The 22,016-nt window shown below is 46.3% G+C and carries 17 protein-coding genes and 1 tRNA gene; 7 read left to right on the top strand and 11 right to left on the bottom strand.

The window, feature by feature from the left end; genetic code table 11:
• Positions 1 to 12: 12 nt before the first annotated feature.
• From KVT36_RS01145 to KVT36_RS01130, 4 genes are all read right to left on the bottom strand, one after another.
• Complete coding sequence (locus tag KVT36_RS01145) at positions 13 to 3,348, bottom strand: ATP-binding protein (protein ID WP_254639782.1); 3,336 nt, start codon at positions 3,346 to 3,348, stop codon at positions 13 to 15.
• A 71-nt stretch (positions 3,349 to 3,419) separates the two neighbouring features.
• A complete protein-coding gene (locus tag KVT36_RS01140) occupies positions 3,420 to 4,043 on the bottom strand; it encodes a DUF4194 domain-containing protein (RefSeq protein WP_217601665.1) in 624 nt (207 codons plus the stop codon).
• A 5-nt stretch (positions 4,044 to 4,048) separates the two neighbouring features.
• Positions 4,049 to 5,515 carry a DUF3375 domain-containing protein gene (locus KVT36_RS01135; protein WP_217601664.1) on the bottom strand — a complete coding sequence of 489 codons (1,467 nt, stop codon included), beginning with the start codon at positions 5,513 to 5,515 and terminating at the stop codon, positions 4,049 to 4,051.
• Between the two features lie 263 nt (positions 5,516 to 5,778).
• A tRNA-Asp gene (locus KVT36_RS01130) sits at positions 5,779 to 5,852 on the bottom strand.
• Between the two features lie 112 nt (positions 5,853 to 5,964).
• Here KVT36_RS01130 and KVT36_RS01125 point away from each other — a divergent pair.
• Positions 5,965 to 6,852, top strand: a complete 888-nt coding sequence (locus KVT36_RS01125; protein ID WP_217601663.1) for a glutamate--tRNA ligase family protein — start codon at positions 5,965 to 5,967, stop codon at positions 6,850 to 6,852.
• On the opposite strand, the gene KVT36_RS01120 is transcribed toward KVT36_RS01125, so the two are convergent.
• Positions 6,841 to 7,710, bottom strand: coding sequence for an alpha/beta fold hydrolase (locus tag KVT36_RS01120; protein ID WP_217601662.1), 870 nt, complete (start codon positions 7,708 to 7,710; stop codon positions 6,841 to 6,843). The genes KVT36_RS01125 and KVT36_RS01120 overlap by 12 nt on opposite strands.
• Positions 7,711 to 7,802: 92 nt before the next feature.
• On the opposite strand from KVT36_RS01120, the gene KVT36_RS01115 reads away from it, so the two are divergent.
• Positions 7,803 to 8,660 carry a LysR family transcriptional regulator gene (locus KVT36_RS01115; protein WP_217601661.1) on the top strand — a complete coding sequence of 286 codons (858 nt, stop codon included), beginning with the start codon at positions 7,803 to 7,805 and terminating at the stop codon, positions 8,658 to 8,660.
• A gap of 43 nt (positions 8,661 to 8,703) precedes the next feature.
• Here KVT36_RS01115 and KVT36_RS01110 read toward each other — a convergent pair whose 3' ends face one another.
• Positions 8,704 to 9,447 (bottom strand): SDR family oxidoreductase, encoded by a 744-nt coding sequence (locus KVT36_RS01110; RefSeq protein ID WP_217601660.1) that lies wholly within the window; start codon positions 9,445 to 9,447, stop codon positions 8,704 to 8,706.
• A gap of 158 nt (positions 9,448 to 9,605) precedes the next feature.
• Here KVT36_RS01110 and KVT36_RS01105 point away from each other — a divergent pair, with 158 nt between their 5' ends.
• The gene (locus KVT36_RS01105; protein WP_217601659.1) at positions 9,606 to 10,754 is read left to right on the top strand and encodes a glycoside hydrolase family 5 protein; all 1,149 of its coding nucleotides are present in this window, start codon (positions 9,606 to 9,608) and stop codon (positions 10,752 to 10,754) included.
• Positions 10,755 to 10,780: 26 nt separating this feature from the next.
• A complete protein-coding gene (locus KVT36_RS01100) occupies positions 10,781 to 11,443 on the top strand; it encodes a GDSL-type esterase/lipase family protein (RefSeq protein WP_217601658.1) in 663 nt (220 codons plus the stop codon).
• Positions 11,444 to 11,504: 61 nt separating this feature from the next.
• Here the strand turns inward: KVT36_RS01100 and KVT36_RS01095 are convergent, their stop codons facing one another.
• Complete coding sequence (locus KVT36_RS01095; RefSeq protein ID WP_217601657.1) at positions 11,505 to 12,689, bottom strand: PepSY domain-containing protein; 1,185 nt, start codon at positions 12,687 to 12,689, stop codon at positions 11,505 to 11,507.
• Positions 12,690 to 12,692: 3 nt separating this feature from the next.
• Entirely contained in the window at positions 12,693 to 15,053 is a 2,361-nt protein-coding gene (locus KVT36_RS01090; RefSeq protein ID WP_217601656.1) for a TonB-dependent receptor, read from the bottom strand.
• A 151-nt stretch (positions 15,054 to 15,204) separates the two neighbouring features.
• Between KVT36_RS01090 and KVT36_RS01085 the strand changes: the two genes are divergently transcribed.
• Positions 15,205 to 16,305, top strand: a complete 1,101-nt coding sequence (locus KVT36_RS01085; protein ID WP_217601655.1) for a DNA alkylation repair protein — start codon at positions 15,205 to 15,207, stop codon at positions 16,303 to 16,305.
• Between the two features lie 156 nt (positions 16,306 to 16,461).
• On the opposite strand, the gene KVT36_RS01080 is transcribed toward KVT36_RS01085, so the two are convergent.
• Together KVT36_RS01080 and KVT36_RS01075 are read right to left on the bottom strand one after the other, a co-directional pair.
• Positions 16,462 to 17,076, bottom strand: a complete 615-nt coding sequence (locus tag KVT36_RS01080; protein WP_217601654.1) for a dihydrofolate reductase family protein — start codon at positions 17,074 to 17,076, stop codon at positions 16,462 to 16,464.
• 84 nt (positions 17,077 to 17,160) lie between these two features.
• Complete coding sequence (locus KVT36_RS01075; RefSeq protein ID WP_217601653.1) at positions 17,161 to 17,721, bottom strand: dihydrofolate reductase family protein; 561 nt, start codon at positions 17,719 to 17,721, stop codon at positions 17,161 to 17,163.
• Between the two features lie 123 nt (positions 17,722 to 17,844).
• Between KVT36_RS01075 and KVT36_RS01070 the strand changes: the two genes are divergently transcribed.
• Together KVT36_RS01070 and KVT36_RS01065 are read left to right on the top strand one after the other, a co-directional pair.
• Positions 17,845 to 18,759, top strand: a complete 915-nt coding sequence (locus tag KVT36_RS01070) for a sigma-70 family RNA polymerase sigma factor (protein WP_217601652.1) — start codon at positions 17,845 to 17,847, stop codon at positions 18,757 to 18,759.
• A 30-nt stretch (positions 18,760 to 18,789) separates the two neighbouring features.
• On the top strand, positions 18,790 to 19,224 hold the full coding sequence (locus KVT36_RS01065; protein WP_217601651.1) for a DoxX family protein: 435 nt from the start codon (positions 18,790 to 18,792) through the stop codon (positions 19,222 to 19,224).
• Between the two features lie 11 nt (positions 19,225 to 19,235).
• On the opposite strand, the gene KVT36_RS01060 is transcribed toward KVT36_RS01065, so the two are convergent.
• The gene (locus tag KVT36_RS01060; protein WP_217601650.1) at positions 19,236 to 21,995 is read right to left on the bottom strand and encodes a substrate-binding domain-containing protein; all 2,760 of its coding nucleotides are present in this window, start codon (positions 21,993 to 21,995) and stop codon (positions 19,236 to 19,238) included.
• Positions 21,996 to 22,016: the final 21 nt, after the last annotated feature.

Here is a 22,016-nt window from a genome sequence, read left to right as displayed (position 1 = left end):
TAATTTTATTATTTAGGACGTTTGTTCCATTTTATCTTTTAATTCCTTTATTGTCATGTTGTACAGCGTACTGTTGCGATGATTAACCCGCTGAACCAGGTGTACATGGGCAATGAAATCCTGTACTATCTGGATTTTATCACTGGGAGTAACTACCAATAATTGCAGGTGAAGTTCCTGGCATAGCTCCATCAGGTAAGTCGCTTTTTCTTCGTCCTGGTTACTGTAGCTTTCATCTACTGCAATAAAGCGAAGGCTTTTGTTGTTTTTTCCTTCCCGCGTAATGCCGAATTGATAGGCAATGGCGCTGCAAAGAATGGTATAGGTGAGCTGGGCCTTTTCACCACCGGATAATTGCCCCATTTGTTTATATGTTTTCCTGAGATCGTTATTGCTGCGGAATCTTTCATCTGCCCAGAATTCGAACCAATTGCGCACATCCAATACTTTCTTACGATAGGCTTCATTTTTATCCAGTTCATCAATGAGGGGCTGCACCTTTTGAGTGAAATGAAAAGCTTTTGCCTCAAAGCTTTCCTGTCCCCAGTTGGCAGCCTGTGGCAGCGCTTCCAGTATTTTCTGACGAAACTCACGGATATCTGTTCCGGCGCCCAATACTCTTTTGCCTAATTGTATATAGGTATCCGGGAGCCTGTTAAAATTAATACCTGCCAATGATTCATTCAATCGTTTAACACTGGTATCAATGTCCCGTTCCCATTTATCCAATGCTTCTTTAAGCCCCGCTATTTTATGTGTGATCGTAATATTAATGAAGTCTTCGAAATCCCGTTTATATTTTGGAAGATTTTCTGTGGTCAGTTTTTCCAGCCATTCTATATATTCTGCAGCATACTTCGGATCATCCGGCAGCTGTTGTACATCTCCGCCCCAATCGGGATATCTGGTTAAAACTTCAGGGGTTGGCCGTTTGATCCTGGAAATTTGCAGCACTACATTTCTTTCTTTTTTAGCTAAATTTTCCTGGATTGCTTCTTTTTCCTTCTCACAGGATTGTTTAAAAGTATCATAGCAGGCCCCAATGTTGCTTAGGTCTACCAGTCCAAGGGTAGCGCTATATTGCTGCTGGAAAGACAACAGTATGTCTTTTTCTGTTTCGGTTAAATTTTGCAGCAGTGGTTGCAGCAGATCAACCTCCCTGTTATACTGGTCTTTGAGAAATTGCTGTCTGGCTTCTTCCCGGACGAGGTCTGTGATTATGTCGTCTGCATTTTTGCGCTGTTGCTGAACCTGTTGAAGTTGTTTTTTCAGTGCATCCAGCACTTCATTACTTTGACGTAGCTCTTCCACCTGTTTCTTCAGGTTTTGTATGGCCGCAGTGATGGCAGTTACATTCAGTACTTCAAATCCTGTATGGTCTTTAATCCGGTTATTCGCATAGAACTGTTGGTTCAGCCGTTTGTTTTTGTTTTCGCATTTGCTGATAGTTTCTTCAGCTTTAGAGATGATCTCTACCGTGGCGGCTCTTTTTTTCAGCAGGGCTTCTTTTTTCTTTTCGTTATTCCAGCCTAATACATAGCGGCTGGGGTCATTCCGATCAGGGCGGTCGTCTTTTTCATGACGTTTCCCGTTTTTAATAAGACCGTTAAGCGTGATGGCGCTCTCATACTGTTCTATATTTTTTTCATCTTGCAGGCAGCTATAACGGAAATGCCGGATAGTTTCCTGTTCTATCCATTTACCTAGGTCATGATCAGGATGGAACTCCAGTTTCTCAGGTACAGTATCTTTTTCTATATGCTGGTGTAACGGAATATCTACTACATGTGTATATACTAATCGTGCTTTGAGGTGATGATTGTTTACATATTTGTTAACCCGTTTATAGTATTTGTCAGGTACAAGCAATCTGAGTGCAAAGGAGTGGAGAAGCTTTTCCAGAGCGGGCTGCCAAATTACTTCTTCGCTTTTTACCTGCATTAGTTCACCTGCAAAGGGTAGTTGCGCAGTATCTATACTTAGTTCTTCACAGAGTTCCTTCCGCAGATTGATAAGATGGTAGTCGATATTATTTTTACTTTGCTGCAGGCTGTTCAGCTGGTATTCAAAAGCCTCCTTATCAGCTAGTGCTGTCTTTTTATTGTTTTTGGCTTCAAAGTCATCCTCATCATTCAGTCTTTTTTCGTTTTCAAGGATGAGGAATTTCCTGTTGTTTTCCTTTTTTATCTGCTGGTAGTTTTCATTGTTTGCAGGTATCGTGATGGATAATTTCAATAATTCGCACCATCTGCCGAATTCTGACAGTGCCAGCTGTGCCGATTGGTGTTCTTTTTCTTTTTCACTGATCTCTGTTTCAAGGGCTTTTAGCCGTTGACCTGCCTTGTTGTTTTGTATCTGATAATTGATATCCTGTTCTTCCTTTTGATATTCATTAAGTAAATTTCTGGTGCTGAGTAGTTTGTCCTGTTGGATTTTAAGCTGCTCATCTATTTCGTTGATGGCTGTTTGCAGCAGCTCTCTTTTAGTAAAGTTTTTCCAGATAAGGGCAGTTTCCAGCAGTTGTTTCTTTTTTTCCGCCCCCGCAATGAGCTCCTGGAATTGCCCGTAATACTCTTTGAGAGGAGTTAACATACGGATCTGTTCTTCTGCCTTTTCAATATTCCGCTGTGCTTCCAATAGGGTAAGCAGTTGTTTTTTCAACGCCTCAAATTCATCTTCTATATTTCTGGGTTCCAGCATATTGAGGCGGATGAATTCGTCCAGGTTGCCAAGTACTTTTATTCCCACTGTTTGATTGAAGAGCTGAAGCGCCTGTTGGCTTTGCATACCCAATACCTCCACCATTCTTTGCGCATATCTGCTGGCGGTATCAAACCATTCCACCTGTTTGCGGGTACCTTTGTTGTAGCGTTGATCGATGTTCCGCTTCCAGTTGCCGCTCAGGTCAAAAGGTTTGAAATCATTTTCTATGAGCAGGGCTTTATGTGCCAGGCCGTAATATTTTTTCATGTCACCATTCAGGTAGTATCGTACCTGGAAAAGCGTGACCTCTTGCCCTGTTTCATTTGAAAAATGGACAAGCAGGATACTATAGGCTTTTGCTTTATCTTCTCTTAAGTATTCGGTTTTGGAAGATCCGTTTGTTTCATTGTTGATGGTTCCGAAGCCTCCCAACACGTAACTATCTTCTGTGCGATCTCCTTTTTTTTCGCTGCCACTGCTCTGGTTATAGAAACGGTATCTTTTTTCAGGCACGATCAATGTGAGCAAGGCATCTACGAAGGTTGTCTTGCCGCTGCCATTTGCGCCGGTTAAAAGGCTGGTTTCCCCAAGCGGTTTAATAGTATGTATGGTTTCATCGAAAGTGCCCCAGTTAAGCACTTCCATATATTGTAGGCGGAATCCGCTCTTTTGGCTATCGGTACTGAAAACGCTTAGCTGCATCGATGGTCCTGGGTTTAATTATTGTTAAATAGATCGTCTGTGTCGGGGCCAGATGAGATGGATTGTTTTACCTGTAGGAGCTGCTGATAAAAATCATCCAGCTCTTCTGCACCAATCCTGGCTTTAATAATTTTGCAAATTCTGAACCTTTGTTCATCGGGTATTTCGTGTTGTTCTTCCCGATGGAGGAATCCATATTCTTCTGCTTTTTCAATGAGCCGGTCTATTTCCTTCATGAATTTTACACGGCTGGCATTTTCTTTGAAAAATAGTTCTGCCTGTTCTTTTATTTCTCTTCGTTTCCGGATCAGTTCACGGTTGGTTGATTCGCCGGTTTCAAACTCGGCCATCATTTCCCGGAGCAATACCAGCATAATGCTTTCTTCATAGCTCAGGGCGCGGCGTTGTATCCAGCTAAACCCGATATTATCATCTTCTGTGAAGTTATGTTTTAAGAAAGCGTAGCCATCCTCTTCGTCCAATGTCATTATCAGACCAAGGGGGAGTAGAAAAGACTGGAGTTCGTGTTTATGTTGCATTAGTTTTTCCCAGTTACTTTTCTCCAGATATTCCAATGGTCCTTTTAATAGTCTTATAAATACGGGCGTGAAGGGAAGTATTTTGGTGTTTGTATTCATGTTGTTCAGATGTTAAATAATAAAAAGGGAACTTCTACGAACCTGGTCTGTGCTTTATCCAGTGGAATTAATTCTGTACCGGTACCAACAACACTGGCCTTACCCGGTTTTTCCCGGAGAAATCTGAAGTAACCTACTATTTCGGCCAGCCCATGTTCTAGTGGGGTTATTTGTAATACTTCTTTTAATGACGCTACTTTTTGCATTTTCAGGGCCAGTTCCACCTTGTCCCATAAATATTTTTTATCAACAAGGGTAGTATTAAGTATTCTGCCGAATCGTTCCGGATCTGTAATCTTTTCAGGCGCCATAGATGGTTGTATTACTACCGGTGGCGGTCTTTTAGGTGTCATTTGCAGTTTCCTGTCCATCACCATCTTTATGTCTGGTTCTTCTGGTATGGACAAGCCACAATTAATATCCGGTATATTCATTAAGTCGAAGATCAGTTCCTTAATAGCAGACATCTGGTGACGCAGCCTCCTGTGTCTGGCAATTTCTTTTTCGGAGATAATACGGCTTAGTTTATCCGCCATTTTATCGTTTGCATCGTAAACGGAGCGTCCTTGTTGTAACAGCAGCGATTTTACGTTCTGAATAAAAAAATCATCCGTGGAAATTTCTCTATCCCTGAGCAGTACCAGCAGCTCTTCTGTCAGGGTTTTCCATTCCTCTTGCCCCATACGGGAGATGAGAAAATCCCAGAAGGCATAAAAGCTTTTACCCTGGCTGCTGTTACGCAGCACATCGTAAGCTTCAAAAGCATAACCTACAATTGCTCCTTTATGTTGTTCAGTTCTGGTATGATGTTCTACAATGGAACGATGGATCTGCTTGAAATTATCTTCCACTTCGCGAAAGTCGCTGATGAGTTCATAGCTAAGGCGGGTAAAGAGAGCAAGCCGTTCCTGTACCTGGGCATTATTATAACTGTCGGGCGCTATCCCCAGTTCAATAGCTTTGATTTCTTTATCTATTTCAGCTCTTTTATCCTTCAGCAATTCCAGCCTTTTCTTCGCATCATCTTCTGTATGCTCCACCATATCCCGAAGGGAGTTGAATAATAGCTTAAACCGGCTTTCTGTGCCCACATGATGCCTGTTCTGCAGGCTGGTAATCCACTGGAATAATCTTTCGGTATGGGCACTTAGCTGATATTGAATTGTGCCTTCTGCATCTGTGAAATCTTGCAGTATTCTTTTCTGTACCCAGTTGAGTATATATTTTCGGCTTCTGATATCTTCATTTTCGCCAAAGAGTATATTGGCCTCATCGAGATTTTCTGTGCCATCAGACTGGTTGAGCAGAAATTCTGCTACTATTTGAATGAGCGATTCTTCGTCGATCAATAGCCGGTTATCTTCCTTAAAGGCTTTGTGTAGTAAGGGTAATATCCACTTTGTATTTTGTAGTCTTAGGATTAAGAATGCCGGGTTAGCACTTAATATATACAAAACGTCCTCACTATTCATACAGATATGCGTTTTTTCATTTAGGAAAAATTACTATTTTCTCAATTTAATGATTTTATATATTTATCGCAAAATTGATAACTTTAAAATTATTGATAGATACCTGCACAGGTCAAATAGGTCTGGTTTGAATTGATAATAATATTTTGTGTAAGGTGGAGAAATTAACGAAGGACAAAAATGATAAAGCCCGTAAATCTTCGATTTACAGGCTTCTATCTAAAAATGTATCAGTCTTTTGGAGCTCTTAGCTCCGAGAGAGGCGGACCGGACGGGACTCGAACCCGCGACCTCCGCCGTGACAGGGCGGCATTCTAACCGACTGAACTACCGATCCGTTCCGTGTTAAACGGGCTGCAAATATATAGAGATCTCTGAAATAAACAAATCCAGATAAAAAAAATTCCCTCTTCATAGCCGGCAGCAAAAAAATAGTAATTTACCCGCGCATGCTGCTGCACCAAACATTCAATAAAACCAGGCTAGCACCTACACCCAGCGGTTTCTTACACCTGGGTAATGTATTGTCGTTTGTCATCACTGCTGCGCTGGCAAAGAAAACCAACGCAAAAATACTCCTGCGTATTGATGACCTGGACCGTGAACGGGCAGCGCCGCAGTATGTACAGGACATCTTTGATACCCTGCATTATCTCAACATTCCCTGGGATGAAGGCCCTGCAGATTATGCGCAATACGAAAAGGAATATTCACAGTTGCACCGCATGGAGTTATACCGTACAGCGCTGCAGCAGTTAAAAGAAAGTGAACATGTATTTGCCTGTGAGTGTTCACGCGCGCAGGTACCGGATGGAATTTACCAGGGTACCTGCCGTAATAAAGGATTACCGCTGGATAAAGAAAACGTAAGCTGGCGGCTGCGTACGGATACTACGAAAGAGATCAGCATTCAAACGTTGACAGGTGAAATAAAAGCCATCCTACCACCATCCATGCAGGATTTTGTTGTAAGAAAGAAGGATGGTTTCCCGGCTTACCAGCTAACCTCGGTTGTAGATGATCATTACTTTGGGGTAGACTTAATAATAAGAGGAGAGGACCTTTGGCCATCCACCATTGCACAGAATTATTTATCTGCACTCCTGCCGGGTAATACTTTTCAATACAGTACTAGCTATCATCATCCGCTATTATTAGAAACGCCTGATAAAAAATTATCAAAATCCGCCGGTGCCACTTCCATACAATTCCTGCGAAAAGAAGAACAGCAGCCGGCGGATATTTATACTATGATTGCACAAATGTTGGGTTACGAGCAAGGGGTTAAAGATTTGGAAGGCATAATGGAGTTAATGAAGGTGCTCCTACGCCGCTAACCCCTTCAAAAATTCCAGCACATCCTGCCCAATCTCCCGGTAATGCGTTTCCAGTGCAAAGTGCCCGGTATCATAAAACTTAACGATCGCTTTCGGGTTATCCTTTTTATACGCTTCCGCACCAGCCGGTAAAAAGAACGGATCTTTATTTCCCCAGGTGGCTAATATCGGGGGCTGGCTGTTACGGAAGTATTCCTGGAATTTCGGGTACAGCGCCACATTGCTGCGGTAATCCAGCATCAGGTCCAGCTGAATGTCTATGTTGCCCGGGCGGTCCAGGAAATGCTGATCCAGCGTATAGGTTTCAGGGGCAATTAATGACAGATCCGTTACACCGTGCTCATATTGGAAACGCGTCATTTCAGTAGCTACAAATCCGCGCAGCGCATTACGGTTAGTTTCAGAAGGGTCTTGCCAATAAGTTTGCAGCGGATTCCACTCTTTACTTAAGCCGGCTTCATATGCATTTCCGTTCTGGGAAATAATACCGGTGATCTTTTCCTTGTTAGCCAATGCCAGCCGGTAACCGGTAGGGGCGCCATAATCAAACACATAAATAGCAAAACGTTTCAATCCCAGGCCATCAATAAACGCCTGCATGGTATTGGCCAGGTTGTCAAATGTATAGGCAAACTGGTCGTGCGGTGTTGCATCAGAATAGCCATACCCGGGCAGGTCCGGCGCAATAACATGGTACTGCTCACTTAAAATGGGGATCAGGTTGCGGAACATGAAAGAGGAGGTAGGGTACCCGTGCAGCAGCAGTACAGTAGGGGCATTCGCAGGTCCGGCTTCCCGGTAAAATATATTTAAACCATTGGCTTTGGCAGTGCGGTGAAATACAGTGGTGTTTGTCATGGTAAGTATGTCTTTTGTTGACCCTACAAATGTACACCAGCCATTTAATCAGTAAAAATGATTAGTTTTGATATGAACTATCTGTAAAAGAGATGAATTTACATGACCTGCAAACTTTTGAGGCAGTAGCTGCCCTAGGTAGTTTTACCAAAGCAGCAGAAGCTATGCACACCGTGCAATCTAACGTTACCGCACGTATTAAAAGCCTGGAAGATGAATTTAAAGTAACCCTTTTCACGCGTACCTCCCGCCGGGTAGAGCTGACAACAGCCGGAGAAACACTGATCAAATACTGCCGGCACATCGGCCAAACCATTGAAGAAGCTAAAAGAGAGCTGTCGGAAACCTCGCAGGTTGGCGGCATTATCCGCATTGGTACAATGGAAACATCCCTGTCTATGAAGCTGCCAGGTGTTATTAACCGTTTTACGGATCATTACCCGGATGTAGAGATTGAAGTTAAAAGCGCCTTTACTGGTGTGTTAACCAACGATGTGCTCAGCTATAAGCTGGATCTGGCTTTCGTGGCAGCGCCCATTGCCTCGCCGGAGCTGCAGGAGAAGGTGATCAAAAAGGATAAGCTGGTGATCATTACCGCCAGCGAACATACCAGCCTCAAAAATTACCTGAAAAAACAACCGGTAAAGATCATCGTGTTTGACCAGGGCTGCAGCTTCCGCGCCCGGCTGGAATCATGGCTGAATGCAAAAGGAGTAGTAAGCTATAGACGCACGGTAATGAATAGCTGGGAAGGTATTATCAGTTTTGTGGAAGGCGGCATGGGCATGACCATTGTACCAGAGGACCTGCTGCTGCAGCACTATGCTAAACGCAAAATAAAGATCCATGGGATCAATAAGGAGCTGGGTACTTTAACAACAGTACTTGTTTACCGGAAAGACCTGCCGCAATCGAGGGCTATGAAGGCGTTTATTGAAATGTATGCGTAGTGGCCGTAAGACTGCCCGGAGCACCTGCCCCGGGCAGCCGTGATCATACCAGCGACGCACCGCCGTCAATCACCATATTCTGGCCCGTACCAAATTGCTGTTTCATCAGGTATAAAAACGCCTGTGCAATTTCTTCCGCTTCACCTACCCGTTTTACCAGCAAAGCATCTCCTACATTTTTGTACAATCCTTCCCGGTCAGCTTCCGGCAAGCTGTTCCAAAGATTGGTTCTCACCACACCCGGCACCACGCTGTTCACCCGTATAGGCGCCAGTTCCACAGCCAGCGCACGCGTTAAACCTTCCATGGCGCCGCAAATGCTGGCAGCTATGGTCCATCCTTTACCTGGACGTAAACCGGCAATACCACCGGTTAAACAAACAGATCCACCGGGATTAATATGTGGCGCGCCATATTTAACAGCTGCCAATGCGCTCCAGTAACGCAGCCCAAAAAACTGGCGTGCATTATCAATTATAGTTTCACTCAGATTGTTCAGGTTAATGTTTTCAGCTGCCGTATATACCAGGTGATCAAAAGCGCCGGCCTTTTCAAAAAAATCTTTAATGTTGGCCTCTTTGCTCAGGTCTATGGCATATCCTTCGCTGCCTGCAGGTAATTGCTGCATGGCCTGATCCACCCGTTGCTGGTTGCTGGATACGATCACTACTTTCGCGCCTTCAGCTGCTGCGGCTTTGGCAGTAGCCAGTCCAAAACCGGAGCTGCCGCCTAGTAAAATAACCCGTTTACCTGCCAGTGCTGATCCTTGTTTACTTTGATTTTCCATGATGCTTATATTTTATACGGCAAAGGTCTGCCGCTAAGAATTGCTTTCATTTACCAAATGGTAAAAAGCATACAGGAGGTATTTTGACTAACGGCTGAAATTGTCTATTTTCATCAGCTCACCCGGTTAATAATTATTTCACGTTAAATATTCACGTTATGGAACGTCGTTCTTTTCTTAAAAACACCGGCCTGTTAACTGCGGGTATCAGTCTGGCCGGTGCCGCCGCCATGGCTGCTTTACAACCATCTGTTATTAAGACTAACAAGCTGCCTAAATGGAAAGGGTTTAACCTGCTGGATTTTTTCTCGCCCCAGCCCGCAGGCGCCAATAAACCTACTACTGAAGATCATTTCCGCTGGATGCGCGACTGGGGTTTTGATTTTGTGCGTATTCCCATTGCTTATCCCAGCTATTTAAATATTGACCGCAGCCGCAACATTACGCCGGAAGAGGTGTATAAAATAGATGAGCAGGCAGTTGAAAAGATTGATCAGCTGGTAACTCTGGCCCATAAATATAATATGCACGTAAGCCTGAACCTGCACCGTGCCCCGGGGTATTGCATTAATGCAGGGTTCCATGAGCCGTATAATTTATGGACAGACCAGGCAGCGCAGGATGCTTTCTGCTTTCACTGGAACCTGTGGGCTAAACGGTACAAAGGTTTATCCAGCAAAAAGATCAGCTTTGACCTGGTAAATGAGCCCAGCATGCGGGAAGACATGAACGATCAGCATTCACCCTCCAAAGCCGTTCCCGGTAACGTGTACCGTAAAGTGGCGCAGGCTGCGGCAACTGCCATTCGTAAAGAAAATCCCAACCACCTGGTGATTGCTGATGGCAATAGTGTAGGCAATAACGTTATCCCGGAGATCATAGACCTGGACATTGCGCAAAGCTGCCGCGGGTATTTCCCGGGCGCCATCTCACACTACAAGGCGCCCTGGGCTAACAAAGACCCGGAACATGCCCCTGCACCGCTGTGGCCGGGACAGGTAGGCGATAAATACCTGAGCCGCGATATGCTGGAAAACTACTATAAACCCTGGATAGAGCTGGCCGCAAAAGGCACCGGCGTGCACTGCGGGGAATGCGGCTGCTGGAACAAAACACCACATGCTGTATTTATGGCCTGGTTTGGCGATGTGCTGGATATTTTATCCACTCATCAAATTGGATTTGCTGTTTGGAATTTTATTGGCGATTTTGGGGTGCTGGATTCCAAACGTACCGATGTACAGTATGAAGAATGGTACGGTCACCAGCTGGATAAACAGTTCCTGGAGCTGCTCCGTAAACATTGAGTCATTAATCAGAAGAGATCTGTCGTATGAAAAAAGTTATTTTGCTTTACACCCTGTTACTCGCTGCATCTGTTACGGTATTACAGGCGCAGGATAAGCCCCGGTTCTGGGATGATGTACAAACCATCAAACAATTTGATAAAATGTACAACCCGCCGGCCCATCCCATCCTGTTCACCGGCAGCTCCTCCATCCGCAAGTGGGACGACCTGGAACGCAGCTTTGCCAGTTATGTGGTGTTGAACCGCGGCATTGGCGGCGCCATTGTAAATGACATTACTTTTTATCTGAACGATATTGTTTTTCCATACCATCCGCGCCAGATCGTATTATATGTAGGGGAGAACGACCTGCCGGATGAAGCCAGCACGGCCGATTCTGTGCTGCAAAGAACAGAACGCCTGTTTCACCTGATCAGGAATAAGCTGCCGGATGTGCCCATCGTTTATATTTCCATGAAACCCAGCCCTTCCAGGGAAAAATTCCAGCAAAAGGCCATTGAAGCCAATGCGCTCATTAAGGATTTCCTGAGCAAGGAAAAACAAACCGTTTTCATAGATGTGTTCCATGCTATGCTAACGGCTGATGGAAAAACACGTCCTGAGCTCTTTGTATCGGACATGCTGCACATGAGTGCAAAAGGTTACCAGATCTGGAAGGAGATGGTAGAACCTCACCTGTTAAAATAAGAGAATAATAAGGGCTGACCAAAAGTAATGGTCAGCCCTTGCTTAATAGTTGCTTTAACCTTTATGCTTTGACACCTGCCTTAGGCGTAGCATAAGCCACCTGCACGCTGCCTGCTTTCTTTGCTGCGCCTTTGCTCTTCTTTTTATCCTTCTTCCTTTTGCCCCACCAGATGTAAAACCCGGTTACCGGTAAAGAAGCCGTGATCAGCGAAGCAAGGAACATCAGGATCCTGCCCGGCCACCCGGCAATAGCGCCCACGTGAATATCGTAGTTCATACGTACAGCCTTATCCGCTATGGTAGCTTCGGAATATTTGCCCCAGTGCGGCACCTTGATCTCTTCCAGGGTATAGGGATTAAAATAGGCCAGGTCAGTAGTATAATTCAACTGTTCATCATTATAAATACGCACGCCTACGGCAGCAGAATCTGTTGCAGGCAGCATCAGCATCACACGTTTGGCGCCGGGGTTTTGTGCCTGTGCAATGGCGGTGATCTTATCCAACGGATCTTTTACCGGCTGGGCCACTGGCAGCACCTTCGTCTTTGGGAATACCGGTTTGCTTTTGCCGCCGCTCAATAGTGAATATTCCGCTTTTGCCGCCCATTCAAATCCCCATACAAGGCCTGTGAGCACGGCAAACAAAATGATCCAGCTGGCATAAAAACCCAGCACGTTATGCAGGTCATAATTGAGCCGTTTGGGCGAGGCATCCCATTTTACCTTAAAGCTGGTTTTGCGTCGCGCTTTGTTCCGTGGCCACCACAGCACAATACCGCTGATGATAATAACCAGGAAAGTAAGGGTGCCATAAATATTCACTACGTGACCAATGGGCTGGGGCAGCCACAGGTACAGGTGCCCAAGCAGCGTTACGTGAAAGAAATCCCTGTACATATTCTTTACGGCCAGCACCTTGCCGCTGTAAGGGTTAATGTACACATTGTAATAGTAAGGGTGCTGTTTCCGTTCAAAGAACATCACGTTCACTGATTCGTCTTTGCCGCGCAGCATAATGCGGATGGGCTTTTTGCCGGGCAATTGTTTTTCCGCAATAGCTTTAAAAGCGGAGGCAGGCAAAAAAGGCCTGTTCTCCGCTTTTACTGAAAGGTAAGGTTGTGTTGCCTTTGTCAGCTCCGGCTGAAAGGTATAAATGGCGCCGGTAAGCGCAATGATCATCACTATCAGTCCTGCAATAAGGCCCAGCCACAGGTGCAGCCAGCCGGATATTTTCTTAAAGGTCATACATCAGAATTTAAAGGTTACACTCCCTGCAAAATTTCTTAACGCCTGTGGCGCGCCGTACATATCCCAGTTCTTACGGCTGCCTATATTATTCAGCTTAAGGTCAAAGCGCCATTGGTCAGTATCATAGAACAGTGATCCGTTCACGATGGTATAGGAAGGCATAAAATATTTGTTGTCCGTAGCCAGGTAAACTTTATCCACGTAGTTGCCGCCGGCCGCAACTCCCAGGTTCTTCAGCACGCCGGGCAGGCGGTAGCTGATCCACACATTCACCACATTGGCCGGCGCAGCAGCGGCCTTATTGCCTTCAATGTTCTTATCCGTGGCCCGTATAATCTTGTTGTCATTGTACGCGTAACCGGCTATAATGCTCAGGCCTGTTACGGGGCTGGCTATTAATTCTACTTCCAAACCTTTGCTCACTTGTTTGCCATCCTGTATAGTGAACAGGTTTGCATCGGTACGGGTGGCGTTATCTATGTTAATGTTATAATAGCTGGCTGTCAGGTTCAGTTTTTTAGAGAAGGCTTCCACCTTTAGGCCGCCTTCCCATTGATTGGCAAAAATGGGATCCAGCGCTAACTGGCTGCCATTGGGCTGGTTCACCGGCGCCATGTTCTGGAAACCGCTCATGTAGTTACCAAATACAGATACCTGGTCTTTTACCACTTCGTATACCAGTCCCAGTTTGGGCGCCACGGAAGTTTGTTTATAGGCGTCAGTACTTTTTACTCCTTTATAATTAAAGCGGTCAGCCCGTAAGCTCAGCATGGCTATCAGGTGGTCAGTGACATTCACTACATCACTGGCATAAACGCTCATGGTTTGCTGGTCAGAAACCGCAGAGGGCTGCATACCGCCATAGTTCAGCATAAACTGGTCTATCTGGGCTTTGCTGAGTGCAGTAAAGGATCTGCGGATGTTAATAGTATCTATGAAACGGTTGTTCCTGCTGCCGGTATAGTTAAACGTGCCGTGAAAATAACGGTAGTTCACCCCTGCCAGCAAACGGTGGCGCAGCCGGCCGGTATGGAAAGTGCCGTTTACATTCTGTTGAAAGTTCGTGTAGTCATTATGGATAGGCCCGTAGTTCAGCACATTCCTGGCTACGGTAGTATCCGTAAGCCAGGTGGGGTAGTACTGGTAGCTTTGAATGGCATTTTCACTAACATAGGAGAACAGGGTGGTGGTGATCCAGCTATCAGAAATTTTGTATTGCCCCTGCAGAAAAAGCTTATTGGCAAAAGCACGGGCATTAGCGTCGTCTACGTAAAGCGTCTGGTCATAAGGCAGCTTAATATCTGCCGGGTTGGTAATGCCGGAATTGGCGGCAGTGCGTGAGTACATTACCCTGGTTTGATCGGTGTACAGGTATTCCAGGTCGGCCAGTAGTGTAAGCCGGTCATTTACTTTGTACGATAGGCTGGGCGCTACCAGGTAAGCATTGTTATGCCCGTAATTCAGGAAGCTGTTCTGCCGGTTCACCGCCGTGTTCAGGCGGAACAGCACTGTTTTGTCCTGGTTCACGGGTGTATTAATATCAGCGGCAACACGCTGTAAGCCAAAGCTGCCAAATGTATAAGCGGCTTCGCCTTTAAAAGTGTCAAAAGGTTTTTTAGTTACCAGGTTCACCAGGCCTCCAAAGGAGGAAATAGCAGCGCCAAATAAGGTACCGGAAGGTCCTTTGATTACTTCCAGCCGTTCTACGTTGCCCAGGTCAATGGAAGAGCGGCTGGCAACGGTTTCCATGCCATTGCGCGCATTTACGCTGGTGGTAAAACCACGGGAGCTGATGGCCAGGCCGCCTGCAGGATAGGTAACCGGTGCAGCGCCCACTGCATTGCGCAGGGCTTCTTTAGCATCTATTACCACCTGCTCTTTCAGCAGCTCTTTGTTTACCACGGAATACACCTGCGGGTTTTCCAGGTTAGAGATGGGCATGCGGGCTACGTAGTCGGTATTTTTATTTACCAGCCTTCCGCGTGCGCTGCTAACCACTACCTCCTGCAGCTGGCTGCGGGACACGGTTAACCGGATAGATAGCTGAGCGGTTCTTCCTTCTTCTACTTCCACGGTTTGCTCAATAGTTTCATAACCGGTTAAGGAAACAGACAGGGTATAGCTGCCAGGTTTCAGCCGGCTGAACGAAAAGCGGCCTTCCTCATTGGTAAGCGTGCCTTTGGATAATGATTTGATCTGAACGGTTACAAATGCAGCGGCCGTACCATCACTGGTAGTAACGGTACCGTGGATGCTCCCATTCTTCTCAATGTCCTCCCGCGCAAACAGCGGTGTATATAAAACAGTAATAAACAGTGTGATTAAAAGAAATGATATACGGCCAGGGGAATAGCTACACATAACTTAATTGATTAGCACCGCAAAAATCAGGTATGCAGGCAAGGAAAGTTTACGCAATCGGGAGAATAACTTATCTAATTGGGAAAATCTGCCGGGTGGCAGGGCGGTCAGCCGGGAAATGTTACTTTTGCAAACTATACAACTACATATCATGGCATTGATCAAGGATATTTACTCGCAGGGCTTTTATAATAAGTTTGCAACCTCCGTGGAAAAGGTGCTGCCGGACTTCAATAAAAAACAATTTGTAAAACAGGCGTTAGGCAACGGGTTTAGTGAAATGGAATGGAAGGACCGCATGAAACACACTACCCGTACCCTGCACGAATTTTTGCCAAAGGGTTTTCCCAAAGCAGTGAAGTCCATTGAAAAGATCATAACACAGCTCCGTAAAGATGGGGTGGGAGAGGATAGCCTGGCCTACATGTTCTTCCCGGATTATATAGAAACCTATGGGCTGGATGATTTTGAACATGCCGCAAAAGCCTTTGAATGGTTAACACAGTTTGTAAGCTGTGAATTTGCCGTGCGGCCTTTTATTTTAAAATACGGCCAGCGTATGATCAACCAGATGACGGAATGGTCATTACATGAAAACCATAAGGTAAGGCGTTTTGCCAGTGAAGGCAGCCGTCCGCGCCTGCCCTGGGCAATGGCTATCCCGGAGCTGAAGAAACACCCGGCCGCTATTTTACCGCTGCTGAATAACCTGAAAAATGATCCGCATGAATGGGTAAGAAGAAGTGTGGCCAACAACCTCAATGATATTTCCAAAGACCACCCGGATATTGTAATGGAAATTGCCCGGCAATGGAAAGGCATCAGCAAAGAAACAGATGCCATTATTAAACACGGCAGCCGCAGCCTGTTAAAAAAAGGGCATGCGGAAATGCTGCGCCACTATGGCCTGGAGAGTAAGCACATTATACTGGCAGATTTTAAGATCATGACCCCCAAAGTAAAAATAGGCGGCAGCGTGGAATTTTCTTTTGCAGTAACCAACGGGTTTACCGCACAGCAAACTGTACGCCTGGAATATGGACTGTACTACAATAAAGCCAACGGGCAGCTGGCCCGTAAAGTATTTAAGATCAGCGAACGGCCCTATGCACCCGGCGAAAAATGCGTGATCAGCAGAAAACAATCCTTTAAACTTATTACCACCCGTACGTTTTATGCAGGCCCGCATGAACTGTCTGTTATTATTAACGGGGAAGAGAAAGCGAAGAAAACCTTTACCCTGCTGAATTGATCCATGCCATACCATCGCGGTAGGATATTACTATTTTAAGGCAATTTTAGGGGAATAAAATAATTTAGCTAAAAGCCCAAACCACAAAGCCCCAAACGTAAACGTTGAATGCAGCGATCTCCTGCATTCAACGTTTACTATGTTAATTATTCATTATTAATTACCCAGGGCGCGGTAAATGTGCACCACAGTGCCGGCCTTAAATGGAATATGCTCCACCAGCTGCAGATCCGTGGGCTTGGGCAATTTAGAAAATACGGGTAAGCCGGTCCCCAGCACTACCGGATGTATTACCAGGCGGTATTCATCAATTAAACCGGTGGCTACCAGGCTTTCTACAAAACTGGCGCCGCCCTGTGCCAGTATATCTTTCCCCGGTTGTTGTTTCAGCTTTTTAATTTCTTCAGCCAGGCCGCCATTGGCTATTTGTGCTTCAGCCCAGGTGTGGGCATCCGGTGAAGCGTTAGCATCTTTCAAAGCCTGTGCGTTTAATCCCTTGGCTTGCAGGTCAAGTTTATCTTTGCTGGTGAATACTACTTTGGGAATAGCGTTCATAGGCTCCGCAACAGCATCTTTGGAAAAAGGCCAGTGCGACGCCATAGTATAAAAGGTGCGGCTGCCCATAATATGAAGGCCCATCTGCCATAGCGTGTCCGTCAGCCAGGCGGCGCCTTCCTCGCTCCTGCTTTTAAAGAACCAGTCCATTTCCCCATTAGGCCCGGCCATAAAGCCATCAACAGACATAGACACTTTCAGTATAAGCTTTCTCATATGTTTTATGTTTTTACAAAACTACGGATTGCATATACCACGCAGGCGGGGAGAAACCGACAAATCAGGGGGGTGGAAACGCATTTATTTCACCGCTGCATATTCCAGTAAAACCACACCTGATTTATGAGAGGTGCTGTTTATTAAACTAAGCCCCACACGGTTCTTAAAACCGGAAAAAAGCGGTTTGCCTTCGCCCAGCAGCACGGGATGCACTGCCAGCCGGTACACATCTATCAAACCCTGCGCTATAAACGTTGTGATCAGCTTACCACCACCGTATAACCAGATGTTTTTGCCTGGCTGTTGTTTGATAGCAGCTACCTGCGCTGCAATGTCCCCATGAATGTAAGTGGCTTTACCATCATCTTTCGGTTGGTGGGAGAACACGTATTTCTTTTTGCTGTGCACCGTTTGCCACAGCTGCTGCTCCGCCGCTGCTGCATTGCTGTCCGGCTGGAACTGCCCCCACAGATCATAGCTTACGCGTCCGTAAAAAATGGCGTCAATACTGTTCAGGAAAGCGCCAAAACCGGATTCCCCGTCCATAATATCGCCATCCATTATACACCAGTCAATTTCCCCGTTGGGGCCTTCAATAAAACCGTCTAAGGTAACTGCTAAGTCCAGTACAATCTTTCTCATGGTTTACGTATTTAATATAGGTTGAAGGGGGAAGTTAAAAACTCTTGCCAGGAATAACAAACAAGTTGTCACAAAACAGCTGGTTATGCTGTCTTACTTTTGTACCAATGCAGTAATTAAATTATGGACTACAGGGCAGCAACTTTTCTTGAATACAAAAACCTGCTGTTTTCCATCGCCTATAACATGCTGGGCAATGTGGATGCAGCGGAGGACCTGGTGCAGGACACCTTCCTGAAATGGATGGAAATGCCGGTGGAGGATGTACGCCACCGCAAAGCCTACCTGGTAAAAATGATCACCAATAAAAGTATTAATTACCTGCACAGCGCACGTTTAAAGCGGGAAGAATATATTGGCATCTGGCTGCCGGAGCCGCTGCAGCAGTATGCCACACACCCTGCTTACCGGCAGGTGGAAATGTACCATGCATTGTCTATTGGGATGATGGTGCTGCTGGAAAAGCTCACTCCGCAGGAAAGGGCCATTTTCCTGTTAAAAGAAGTATTTGCCTACGACTATTATGAGCTGGCAGAGATCTTTGACAGATCAGAAGATAACTGCCGGCAGATCCTGAAACGCGCCAAAGATAACCTGGGCAAGGAAACCCGCCGTTTTGAAGTAGATATTAAAGCCCATGAAAAAATACTGCAGAACTTTTTGCTGGCTGCTTCAGAAGGCAGGGTGGAAGAGCTGGTGCAGCTGCTGAAAGAAGATATTACCCTGTTTGCCGATGGTGGCGGCACCGTAACCGCGCTTAACCGCAAACGTCTTACCGCTCCTTTAAATCCCATTTACGGTAAGGAAAATGTGATCAGGCTGCTGAAAGGCGTAGTACCTGTATACTACCGCGATATGCCGGAGATTTTCCGCGAAATAACCATGGCTAATGGCTTGCCTTCTATCATTTCCTATTCAGGTACATCGGCCGTAAGCATTGTATCCATCGAGTTGGAAGGGGAGCAGATCAAAAACATTTACATACAAACCAACCCGGAAAAGCTGAAACGTTTTAAGAGGCTGTCACAGGATGAATAGCTGCGCTGTCCTATGTATAAACAGTACATCATGAAAAAGGACAAGCGCATTTACTGGATCACCACGGGCATCATCTGCACCGTAATGGTATACAGCGTTATTAATTTTAATCTCAAAGTTCCCATAGGACCGGAAGTATACCGTACAGAAGGGCCCTTCAAACATCTGGGCCTGCCGGATTATATGCGGATAGAGCTTTCCATTGCTAAAGCATTAGGGGTGCTGGCCTTATTAATTCCCGGCATACCATCAAAGGCAAAAGAATTTGCCTACGCAGGTTTTGCCATTACGCTGGCATCTGCTGCCATTGCGCATTTCTCTGTGGGCGATGGTATTATCTTCATTATTGATCCGCTCATCTTCCTGGGCATTTTAACGGTTTCGTATACGTATTTCCGGAAACTTAAAAGTAAGCAGGCTGTAACACAGCAGGCCGCCCATGCTCAAAGATCTGTAATGGCGTAATTACAGCTGCTCTACACATCCGGTTTCTTATTCACCTGCTCCCGGAAGGTTTTAGGTGTTTGCTGACTGCGCGCCTTAAATACCGTTGAAAAATATGCGGGCGATGAAAAGCCGCAGGCATAGGCAATTTCCGAAACAGACTGCTGGGAATTTACCAGCAGGTACTTAGCTTTTTTAACACGGGTATCCAGTATGTAATCATTCACATTACAGTTCAGCAGCTGCTTCACCTTGCGGTATAATTGCATTTTGGAAATGGATAGCTGCTGGCAAATATCATCCACCCCAAATTGGTCATTGCCCAGGTTATTTTCAACAATAGCCGTGAAATCATTTACAAACTTGCGGTCCGGCTTATTAGACTGGGGCGTATGCACCCGGGTTTCCGGCTCCGCAATGTAATGGTCTTTCAGCAGCGCGCGGTTATTCAGGATGCTGCTGATGTTCTCTGCCAGGTATTGCAGGTTAAAGGGTTTGCTGATATAGGCATCTGCATTGTGCTGCATGCCTTTTATGCGCTGCTCCTCACTGCTGTTGGCGCTGAGCAGTATAACCGGTATGTGCGAGGTACGGATGTCTTTTTTCAGGGTTTCCAGCACCTGTATGCCATCCATCTCCGGCATCATAATATCGCAGAGGATCAGGTCAGGTATGTGCTGAAAGGCCAGCTGCAAACCATCTGCACCATTAACTGCATGAAAAACTTCGTATAGCCCGCCCAGGTAGCTTGCCAGGAAGCTGTTCAGGTCCGGGTGGTCTTCAATGATCAATATAGAATGCAGGTGTTCGCCGGTATTAGTGGTAGCCGGCAGCTGCTCTTCCGGTTCTTCCAGGTAATTGAACAGGGAGTGGTTCAGCACATTCATGCTTTCTGCTTCCTGCTGGATCTCTTCCGGTTCAAAAGGCGTACTGCTGGCGGGCAGCGTAAGGGTAAAAGTAGTACCGGTACCTCTGGTGCTTTTTAAGCTAATAGTGCCGTGGTGCAGGGAAATGATCTCCCGGCTCAGCGCCAGCCCTATGCCTGTGCCTTTATGCGCGGTTTCCCGGCTTTGATAAAACAGCTCAAAGGCATGTGCCAGCGTGGCTTCGTCCATACCTGCGCCATTATCCTCAATGCGGATGATCACCTCGCCGGCCTGCTCCGGTTTTTCCAGGTATATATGCACCTTACCATAATCGCTGGTGAATTTAAAAGCATTGGAAAGCAGGTTGTATAACACGCGGTCAAACAGGTGTTGGTCAAACCAGGCTTTAATGCCCGGCTGCCGGTTAATAAGGCGGAAGTCAATATGTTTTTTTACCGCAATGCTTTTATAGGCTTCCATAATATCCATCATAAAAACCTGCAGGTCCTGCTCTGCTACTCTTAGCTGCAGCTTGCCGCTTTCAATACGGCGGAATTCCAGCAGCTGGTTCACCAGCCGCATTAACCGTATCACGTTGCGGTGCATCAGCTCCAGCTGGTGTTTTTGCGTGGCGGAGAACTGCCGCCCGCCCATCAGGCTTTCCAGTGGGGCCTGTATCAGTGTTAGCGGGGTGCGGAACTCGTGGGATACATTGGTAAAAAAAGCAAACTTCGCTTCCGTGGCTTCCTGCGCCTTAGCTGTCATTTCCACTAAGCGGTCGCGCTGCTGCAGTATTTCATCCCGCTGCTGTTTCAGCTGGTGGTTAATGCGGCGGTTGGTGCGCAGTATAAAGAACAGCACAATGCCCAGTAAAAAAGCAATGCAGAGGGTAGTAGCCACAATGCGCAGCAGGTGCTGCTGGTCCTGGTACAGGGAGCGCTGTTCCTGCAACAGCGATTGCTGCTGCTCTATTTCCTGGTGCTGCGCCTGTATCTTATCTATCTGTAAGCGCATCAGCTTTACATTGCTGCTGTCTATCAGCACGGTTTGCAGTAATGTGCTGCGGGGTACTTTTTTACCGGCTAAAATATCGGCCGCCATGCTAATGGCTTCTTTACCGCCGCTGGGATACAGCAGCGATGCGCTTAAGATCCTACGGGATACCAGGTCTATACCGGCATCCGGGTAGGGCGATGCATCTACGCCAATAAACCGGGTATTAGTTAATCCCTTTGCCCGGCAATAACGGTACATGCTATACGCCATTACATCGTTCTGGGCAAATACCACATCGGCCTGCCGTAAGGCGGAATCATGCTGCGCAGCTGCAGCTTGTGTTTTATCCGCCACCCAGCTGCCTTCCAGCGTGGCTATCATGTGCAGGCCGGGGTAGCGTACCAGCGCATCATGAAAACCCTGGTGCCTTTCTATGGTGGGGGAAGATCCTCTTAACCCGGTTACTTCTATAATACGGCCTTTGCCACCCAACTGCCCGGCAATATATTCTGCCGCCAGCTTTCCTATATTATAATTATCACCGCCAATGTAAGCAGTAAAAGAGTCAGTAGCTGCTTTGCGGTCCAGGATAATCACGGGTATACCTTTATTATATACTTCCGCAATTACCGGCGCCAGGGGAGTAGCTTCATTGGGGGATACCAGCAGTATATCCATTTTTTGCGCCAGCAGCTCCCTGATCTGCTGCACCTGCCGCTTGCTGTCGCTTTCCGCATCCTTATATAATAGCTGCATTTCCGGATGGTAGAAAAGTTCCCTTTTCATTTCCGTCAGCATGTTCCGGCGCCAGTCGTCGTTACCGGTACATTGGGAAAACCCGATGCGGTATTTCGGCGCTGTTTCCTGCCGGCAGCTAATGCCGCATAACAGCCCCCATAAACAGCAAAAAAACAGGAATGTTCTTAACATGACATATAACGTGGCGGGTAA

The sequence above is a fragment of the Chitinophaga sp. GbtcB8 genome, assembly GCF_019091455.1.
Lineage (GTDB): Bacteria > Bacteroidota > Bacteroidia > Chitinophagales > Chitinophagaceae > Chitinophaga.
The sequence above is the reverse complement of the archived record's forward strand: the minus strand, read 5'-3'. Positions and strand labels throughout refer to the sequence as shown.